We start from the raw sequence: 7310 nt of genomic DNA, 5'->3' as shown, positions 1-7310 counted from the left end.
CGGTCCATCTTCGTGGGGTCCGGCATCTCGGAGGGGTTGTTCACGATCAGTTTGGTGCCTTTGTTGTCGTAAGCGATGAAACCTACGTTCGGCACGGTGGTGATCACCGTCTGGTTGAACTCGCGTTCCAGCCTTTCCTGGATGATCTCCATGTGCAGCATCCCGAGGAAGCCGCAACGGAAACCAAAGCCGAGGGCCTGGGAAGTTTCCAGTTCGTAAGTAAGCGATGCGTCGTTCAGCTGGAGCTTGTCCATGCAATCGCGCAGCTCTTCGAAGTCTTCGGTCACCACCGGGAAGATGCCGGCGAATACCATGGGTTTCACCTCTTCGAAGCCTTTGATGGCTTCTTCGCAGGGGCGGCTGGCCTGGGTGAGGGTATCCCCCACTTTCACTTCCTTGGCGTTTTTGATGCCGGTGATGATATAGCCTACGTCGCCGGCAAAAACCTCGTTCTTCGGTTCGAGGCCGAGTTTGAGGATGCCGACTTCGGCGGCTTCGTATTCTTCGCCGGTGTTGACAAACCGGATAAGGTCGTTTTTCTTGATGGATCCGTTATAAATGCGGAAATACGCGATGATACCGCGGAAGGAGTTGAAAACGGAGTCGAAGATGAGTGCCTGGAGCGGTGCTTCGGGATTGCCTTCGGGCGCCGGGATGCGGGTCACGATGGCTTCGAGGATCTCTTCGATGCCGATTCCGGATTTGCCGGAGGCCAGGAGGATGTCTTCGTCTTTCACGCCGATCAGATCGATGATCTGGTCTTTCACTTCCTCGATCATGGCGCCTGCCATGTCGATTTTATTGATGACGGGAATGATCTCGAGGTCGTTTTCCAGCGCCAGGTAGAGGTTGGAGATGGTCTGCGCCTGGATGCCCTGGGCGGCGTCTACCAGCAGCAGGGCGCCTTCGCAGGCGGCCAGTGCGCGGGACACTTCGTAGGAGAAGTCTACGTGGCCGGGCGTGTCGATCAGGTTGAAAGTATATTTTTCGCCGTTTTTGGCGGTATAGTTCATCTGGATGGCGTGGCTCTTGATGGTGATGCCTTTCTCCCGCTCAAGGTCCATATCGTCCAGCACCTGGGCTTGCATGTCCCGGTCGGAGATGGTCTTTGTAAATTCCAGTAAACGGTCGGCCAGGGTGCTCTTGCCGTGGTCGATATGCGCAATAATGCAGAAATTCCGGATATTCTTCATATAAAAGACAAATTACGAACCATCTCACCGCTTGCTACGCGTCATTCATTCGCTTTCCGCGGCCGACAATCCGTAATTAATTATTTGCGCAAAGGTATTAAATTTTAATCTTCTTTAAAGCGGCAAACCGCCTTTTGCCCGTATTTCTTTACTTTTAAAGCTAAAATAACGACCATGGCACTGCAACAATCTTTCGAAGCGGCCGTAGCGGCCAGCAAAACCCTTGACGCTAAACCGGATAACGACATTCTCCTGCAGCTGTATTCCCTTTACAAACAGGCGACAGAGGGCGACATCAACGTGGAACCTCCCGCCAATATGTTCGACTTCGTCGGCAAAGCAAAATACGATGCATGGAACGGCCTGAAAGGCAAATCGAAGGATGCGGCCATGCAGGAATATATCGATCTCGTGAATCAGCTGAAGAATAAGTAATTTTGAGTATGGTACCCAATTATACGATCAGTGAAAAGGCACAGCATTTCCTCGACCTCGAAGACCAGTTCGGCGCGCACAATTACCACCCGCTCCCGGTGGTCCTCACCCGGGGCGAAGGCGTGCATGTCTGGGACGTGGACGGGAAACGGTATTACGACTTTCTTTCCGGGTACTCCGCCGTGAACCAGGGCCACTGCCACCCCAAAATCGTGGCGGCCCTCGTGGAACAGGCCGGGCGCCTTACCCTTACTTCCCGCGCTTTTTACAGCGACCTCCTCGGCGAATATTCCGCCTACATCACCCGGTACTTCGGATACGATCGCGTATTGCCGGTGAATTCCGGTGTAGAAGCCGTGGAAACCGCCCTCAAGCTCGCCCGCCGCTGGGGCTATGTCGTAAAAGGCATTCCTGAAAACAAGGCGAAAATCATCGTGTGCTCCGAGAACTTCCACGGGCGCACCCTTAATGTGGTGAGCTTCAGCACGGATCCCGTGGCGCGCCGCGACTTCGGCCCGTACATGCCCGGCTACGAAGTGATCCCCTTCAACGACCTCCCCGCCCTGGCCCGCGCCCTGCAGGACCCCCACGTGGCAGGTTTCCTCGTGGAGCCCATCCAGGGCGAAGCCGGCGTAAAAGTACCCGACGAAGGGTATCTTTCTTCCGTAAGGCAATACTGCACAGACGCGAACGTGCTTTTTATGGCCGACGAGATCCAGACCGGGCTGGCCCGGACGGGTAAAATGCTCGCCTGCGACCATGAAAACGTACGCCCCGATATCCTCATCCTCGGCAAAGCCCTTTCCGGCGGCATGCTGCCGGTTTCGGCCGTACTGGCCGACGATGCCGTGATGCTGACCATCAAGCCTGGCGAGCACGGCTCCACCTACGGCGGCAACCCGCTGGCCTGCAAGGTGGCCATGGCCGCGCTGGAAGTGCTCCGCAACGAGCACATGGCCGACAATGCCCGTGAAATGGGCGAGCTGCTGCGCCAGGGCCTCCGCGACATCGAATCCCCCTTCATCCGCATCATCCGCGGTAAAGGATTGCTCAACGCCATCGAAATCGAACATAGCAATCCCGACGCCGCCTGGGACCTCTGCCTGGCATTGAAGGAAAACGGACTGCTCGCCAAGCCCACGCACGGCGATAAGATCCGTTTCGCGCCTCCCCTCACCATTACCGCCGCGCAGGTAAACGACTGCGTGGGCATCATCCGGCAAAGCCTCGAAGCGCTCTCATGACAAAAACGCAAAAAGCCATACGCAGTTCGGGCTGGCAGACAGACCTCATGATCGGGTTCCCCGACGGTGTGCTGCTGCTGCTCTTCACCACGCAGATCCTGTATTCCAAGAATCTCACGGTGCAGGCTTTCTATACCCTTCATCTCATCATCCTCGGCGTGGCCACCCTGCTCATGATGATCGCGGTGTTCCGCGCCAACCGGGGCGAAGAAGATGAAGGCGTGATGACGCCCGAAGAAGCCGCCAAACTCCGAAACCTCGACCTTTCCGCACCCACCATCGCGCACATCGCCGATGAAATGCAGAAAGACCAGGCGCAATGGGAAGCCACCCTTCAAACCGAAGAAGTGCCGCTGCGTGATTTCGGGTTGCGCCATGCCATCCGCAGCACTTTGCTGACCGGAGGCTTCTTTCTCCTCGGCGGGCTTATCGCCTTCGTGCCCTTCCTGATGCAGGAAGATTTTTCGGTAGCAGGGCGTACGAGCCTTGTAATCAGCATTTTAGCTTTGGTCGCGTTTGGCTGGGTGAAGTCCCGCATCACCGGGCAACGGCTCGTGGGGCTGACCATGCGGTACCTGTTGACGGGGAGCGTGGTCGTACTGGCGTCTTACCTTATCAGTTCGGTGATTTAATCAATTTCGCATAAAGCAACAGCCGGCGCAGGAGTTTCCCGCGCCGGCTGTTTTATGTCGGTAAGTGACGTTTACTTTTTGACGAAAGTCCGCCGGTGCATCAGCACGCAGATAAATGCGGCGATGGCCCCGATGAGGCAAATGTAGAGCCCGGCCTTCTGTTCGGGGCAGATGCCCATTTCGCAGCGGGAATACAGCAGCAGGTTGCGGAACGTCCAGGCTACGAGGAAAGCGCTGGTGAAAAGGTTGATTTTGGGCGACCAGTCTTTCGGGATAAGGAACAGGATGCCGGTCAGTACCGCCACGAAAATGCTTAGTTTGCCCGGCTCCCCGAAGCTGGAACCTTCGGTTTTCAGCCCGGTAAATACAAGTTCCTGCCCGCCGGTGATAATGCTCACCCAGGGGAGGAAAGTGCCGATGATAACGATAATGATGGCCACCAGGCCCGTGATTGCGGTTTTAGACATGTTCCGGTTTGTAATTAGCCCGCAAATTAAACGGTTATCTCCGAAAAAGAAAAATCACCTGCCGGTTATGGACAGGTGATTTTCGTCAGAAAGCGGTTATCGTGCGCCGGGAGGACAATTTTCCCGGAGAAATTCAGTGTAGGTGGCAGACAGGTGTTCGGAAGTGCCTTCGCCTTCGTAAATACCATGCGAGCGGTTGGGATAGCTCATGAGGCGGAACATTTTTTTGTGTTTCACCAGTTCGTTGATGAGCATTTCCGCGTTCTGGTAATGCACGTTATCGTCGCCCGTGCCGTGAATATAGAGCAGCTTACCGCGCAGGTTTTTTACGTAGGTGATGGGAGAACCGGCGATAAAGGCTGCACGGTCTTCCTGCGGAAGCCCCATATATCTTTCCTGGTAGATGTTGTCATAAGTGAGCTGGTTGGTGACCGCCGCGATGGAGATCCCGGTTTTATAGATCTCGGGGTACTGGCAGAGCAGGTTCAGCGTCATCGAACCGCCGCCGCTCCAGCCCCAGACTGCCACGCGCTCTTTGTCGACGTAATTCCATTTGAGGATTTCGGTGGCGGCCATGGCCTGGTCGCGGGCGTTCAGGATGCCCACTTTGCCATAAATACTCTTGCGCCAGGTACGGCCTTTGGGCGCGGGCGTGCCACGGTTGTCGAGCGAGATGTAGATATACCCGTCGGCAGCCATATTACCGGCGTACAGGGGATTGACGCCGTTGCCCCAGCTGTCTTTCACCGTGCAGGATGCGGGTTCGCCATACACGTAAAACACTACGGGGTATTTTTTGGTGGAATCGAAATTCGACGGGAGTTGCATCCATCCGTCGAGCGTTACGTTATCCGCCGTGGTCACCTGGAAGAAGCGCAGCGCGTGGCCCCTGCCGGGAACGGGTTTGGAGGCGGAGGAGAAATCCTTGTCGCTGAGGCCCTGGTGGGCGGGCAGGGTCACGATTTCCTGGTCGGGATGCTGCCGGTGGCTGTTGAAAGAGTGTAGCGCGAATTTACCGCCGGGCGCGATGTTGTAGTCGTGCGTGCCGGGCTGGCCGACGGGCGTAACCCGCGTGGCGGGGCCTCCGCTGAGGGGCGCCTGGTAGAGGTATTGCTGCGTGGCATTGTCGGGCGATGCCAGGAAGTAGATCTTGCCGCCGGCTTCATCGATCCGGGCGATTCTGATCACGTCCATGTTGCCCGGAGTGAGCAGGGTTTCTTTGGAGCCGTCGGCAGAGATGCGGTAGAGATGGCGCCAGCCGTCCTTTTCGCTTACCCATACGAACGCTTTATTGGTTTCCAGCCAGTCCCAGCCGGTGATATCGCCATCATCCCAATACGATTTCACGTCTATCCAGGCGTCGTCGGTTTCGGACTTGATGGTTTTTGCCGTGCCGGTGGCGGGCTGGAGCAGCATGATTTTGGAGCTGTTCTGTTTGCGGTTCAGCTGCTGGATGATGAGCTCCTGTTTACCGGGCACCCATTCCATCCGCGGGATGTAGTGCTGGCGGGGATCGCCGGGTACCTGCATCCAGGTAGTCTTTTTGGAAGCCAGGCTCACCACGCCTACTTTACAGGGTGAAGGGCTCTCTCCTACTTTGGGATATTCTACAGGTACGTTGAAGGAATAGATCGAGTCGGTGTTGTTGATCATGAGGAAGTCCCGGATCTGGCGGGCATCGATTTGCCAGTAGGCGATGCTCCTGCTGTCGGGGCTCCAGCGGAAACCGTCGCGGCAGCCAAATTCTTCTTCATATACCCAGTCGAACGTGCCGTTGATCAGGCGGCGGTCGCCGTCCTGGGTGAGCTGTTCGATCTTGCCGGTGTCGAGGTCTTCGGCGTAGATGTTATGCCCGCTCACATAGGCGGCCTTCTTTCCGTCGGGTGAGAATTTGGCGAACATGAGCGAGGATGCGGGCAGGCCTTTCCCGAGCTGGCGCAGCTGGCCGGACGCGATATCCAGGTGCCAGTAATCGCCGCGGGTTTCGTAACGCCATACGCGTTTGGCGTTGGTGAAGATGAGGGCCTGCTTTTCGTCGGGTGAAAACTGGTAGTTTTTGATGTCCAGTCGCCTGTTGGTGCCGGGGGGCCTGAGGGCGGATGCGGTGATGAGGGTGCTTTGTTCTTTCGATGGCAGGCGGATGGAAACGATGTTGCCGTCGTTTTCGAGGTAGAAGGCGTCGCCGGCCTTGTTCCATTGTACGTCCTGCGCATGGGCGGAGGCGCCGGCCATGAGGAGGCAAATCAATAAAAAGTAACGGATAGACTGCATATACGGGTTTGAGGTAATGATAAGGACATAAAAATAAGGGTTCCGGGCAGAACCGCCGCGGGCATTTATGCTAAACGGCAATTACCGGCACGGTTCTGGCATATCGACTGTTAAATTCCGCATTTGAGCAGTTACGTGGTTGTACGTACCTCCTATATGTATGACTTTTATAGAAATTATTCATGTAAAATTTTGACAATTTATAATTTGTCGTATTTTTAGGACTGATATAGTCCTATTGAAAAACTTTGCAAATGGTTACAGTATCTTATTCTTACAAAAACCGCGAGTTCATTAACCTGGAGGATTCCATTATGAACCAGATCGCAGAAAGCGGCCGCCGTATGCTTTTCGCATTGCTGGAGCCGATTGAGGAAGTGATGGTGAGGGAGAACGGGAAGATCCGTATTTGCCTCGACGAGCGGCCCAATATCGAACTGGAAGGTTTCAGCGCACCTGTCAAACACCAGATCGAATGCACGCTGCGGGGAGAAGAGCCCGCTTATTACTGATTTTTTTCCGAATACCGAATACAAGATATTACCTGCTGAAATATGGCGGCGCCTTTTGAAGGGCGCCGCCTTTCTTTTTCCAACGCATTGTCCCTGAACATTTACCGCAGCCTGCTTGTAATAGTACAAACCGTTCAATATCCTGACCCGCTTACATATCATCGCCGCCTTTATCCTCTTGCTGCACCTTCCGGCGCTTTCCCAGACCAGGATCGACACGCTCTGGATGGTCAACGGCACCCGAATCATCGGGGAGCTGCGGAGCATCAGCGTGGGGCTGGTGCAATTCAAGGCCAACGGCTCGGCGGTACTCAATATCCGGCGGCATAACATCAAAACCCTCTCGGCCAGGGTCCACGACTTCAAAGTGGAAACCCTGGAAGGCGAAATGTTCTTCGGTAAAGTGCTGGCCTCCGAACAAAGCGGCTACATCCGGATGATGGGCCAGGAAATCAGCCTCCTGGATGTCTATACCCTGCAATATTTCCGGGCCGGGCTCTTCCGCCAGGTGCAGGGCAATATTTCGGCGGGGTATTCCTTCACCAGGAATTCCGGG

8 protein-coding genes are annotated in these 7310 nt (G+C 55.5%); 5 read left to right on the top strand and 3 right to left on the bottom strand.

All coding sequences use genetic code 11. The features are described from left to right. Positions 1-1193: translation elongation factor 4 (gene lepA / locus Q0510_RS20220; RefSeq protein WP_298715713.1), on the bottom strand; the 1193-nt coding region annotated here is incomplete at its 3' end. Positions 1194-1367: 174 nt separating this feature from the next. On the opposite strand from lepA, the gene Q0510_RS20215 reads away from it, so the two are divergent. From Q0510_RS20215 to Q0510_RS20205, 3 genes are read left to right on the top strand one after another with little or no spacing between them, the layout of a single operon-like run. Then, on the top strand, positions 1368-1628 hold the full coding sequence (locus Q0510_RS20215) for an acyl-CoA-binding protein (protein WP_298715710.1): 261 nt from the start codon (positions 1368-1370) through the stop codon (positions 1626-1628). Between the two features lie 8 nt (positions 1629-1636). Continuing rightward, positions 1637-2872: an ornithine--oxo-acid transaminase gene (gene rocD, locus Q0510_RS20210; RefSeq protein WP_298715709.1), complete on the top strand. Its 1236-nt coding sequence runs from the start codon at positions 1637-1639 to the stop codon at positions 2870-2872. Continuing rightward, a complete protein-coding gene (locus Q0510_RS20205) occupies positions 2869-3504 on the top strand; it encodes a VIT1/CCC1 transporter family protein (protein ID WP_298715708.1) in 636 nt (211 codons plus the stop codon). Before rocD ends, Q0510_RS20205 begins: the two co-directional genes overlap by 4 nt. A gap of 71 nt (positions 3505-3575) precedes the next feature. Here Q0510_RS20205 and Q0510_RS20200 read toward each other — a convergent pair whose 3' ends face one another. Then, positions 3576-3971, bottom strand: coding sequence for a hypothetical protein (locus Q0510_RS20200; RefSeq protein WP_298715706.1), 396 nt, complete (start codon positions 3969-3971; stop codon positions 3576-3578). Between the two features lie 96 nt (positions 3972-4067). After that, positions 4068-6242, bottom strand: a complete 2175-nt coding sequence (locus Q0510_RS20195; protein WP_298715704.1) for a S9 family peptidase — start codon at positions 6240-6242, stop codon at positions 4068-4070. A 254-nt stretch (positions 6243-6496) separates the two neighbouring features. Between Q0510_RS20195 and Q0510_RS20190 the strand changes: the two genes are divergently transcribed. Continuing rightward, a complete protein-coding gene (locus Q0510_RS20190; RefSeq protein WP_298715702.1) occupies positions 6497-6754 on the top strand; it encodes a hypothetical protein in 258 nt (85 codons plus the stop codon). A 178-nt stretch (positions 6755-6932) separates the two neighbouring features. Further along, positions 6933-7310: hypothetical protein (locus Q0510_RS20185; RefSeq protein WP_298715700.1), on the top strand; the 378-nt coding region annotated here is incomplete at its 3' end.

Source organism: uncultured Chitinophaga sp., assembly GCF_937874145.1.
Lineage (GTDB): Bacteria > Bacteroidota > Bacteroidia > Chitinophagales > Chitinophagaceae > Chitinophaga.
The sequence above is the reverse complement of the archived record's forward strand: the minus strand, read 5'-3'. Positions and strand labels throughout refer to the sequence as shown.

Coding starts and splice junctions, on each gene's coding strand:
- Q0510_RS20215 (WP_298715710.1), top strand. CDS start 1,368: ATGGCACTGCAACAATCTTTCGAAGCGGCCGTAGCGGCCAGCAAAACC.
- rocD (WP_298715709.1), top strand. CDS start 1,637: ATGGTACCCAATTATACGATCAGTGAAAAGGCACAGCATTTCCTCGAC.
- Q0510_RS20190 (WP_298715702.1), top strand. CDS start 6,497: ATGGTTACAGTATCTTATTCTTACAAAAACCGCGAGTTCATTAACCTG.
- Q0510_RS20205 (WP_298715708.1), top strand. CDS start 2,869: ATGACAAAAACGCAAAAAGCCATACGCAGTTCGGGCTGGCAGACAGAC.
- Q0510_RS20200 (WP_298715706.1), bottom strand. CDS start 3,971: ATGTCTAAAACCGCAATCACGGGCCTGGTGGCCATCATTATCGTTATC.
- Q0510_RS20195 (WP_298715704.1), bottom strand. CDS start 6,242: ATGCAGTCTATCCGTTACTTTTTATTGATTTGCCTCCTCATGGCCGGC.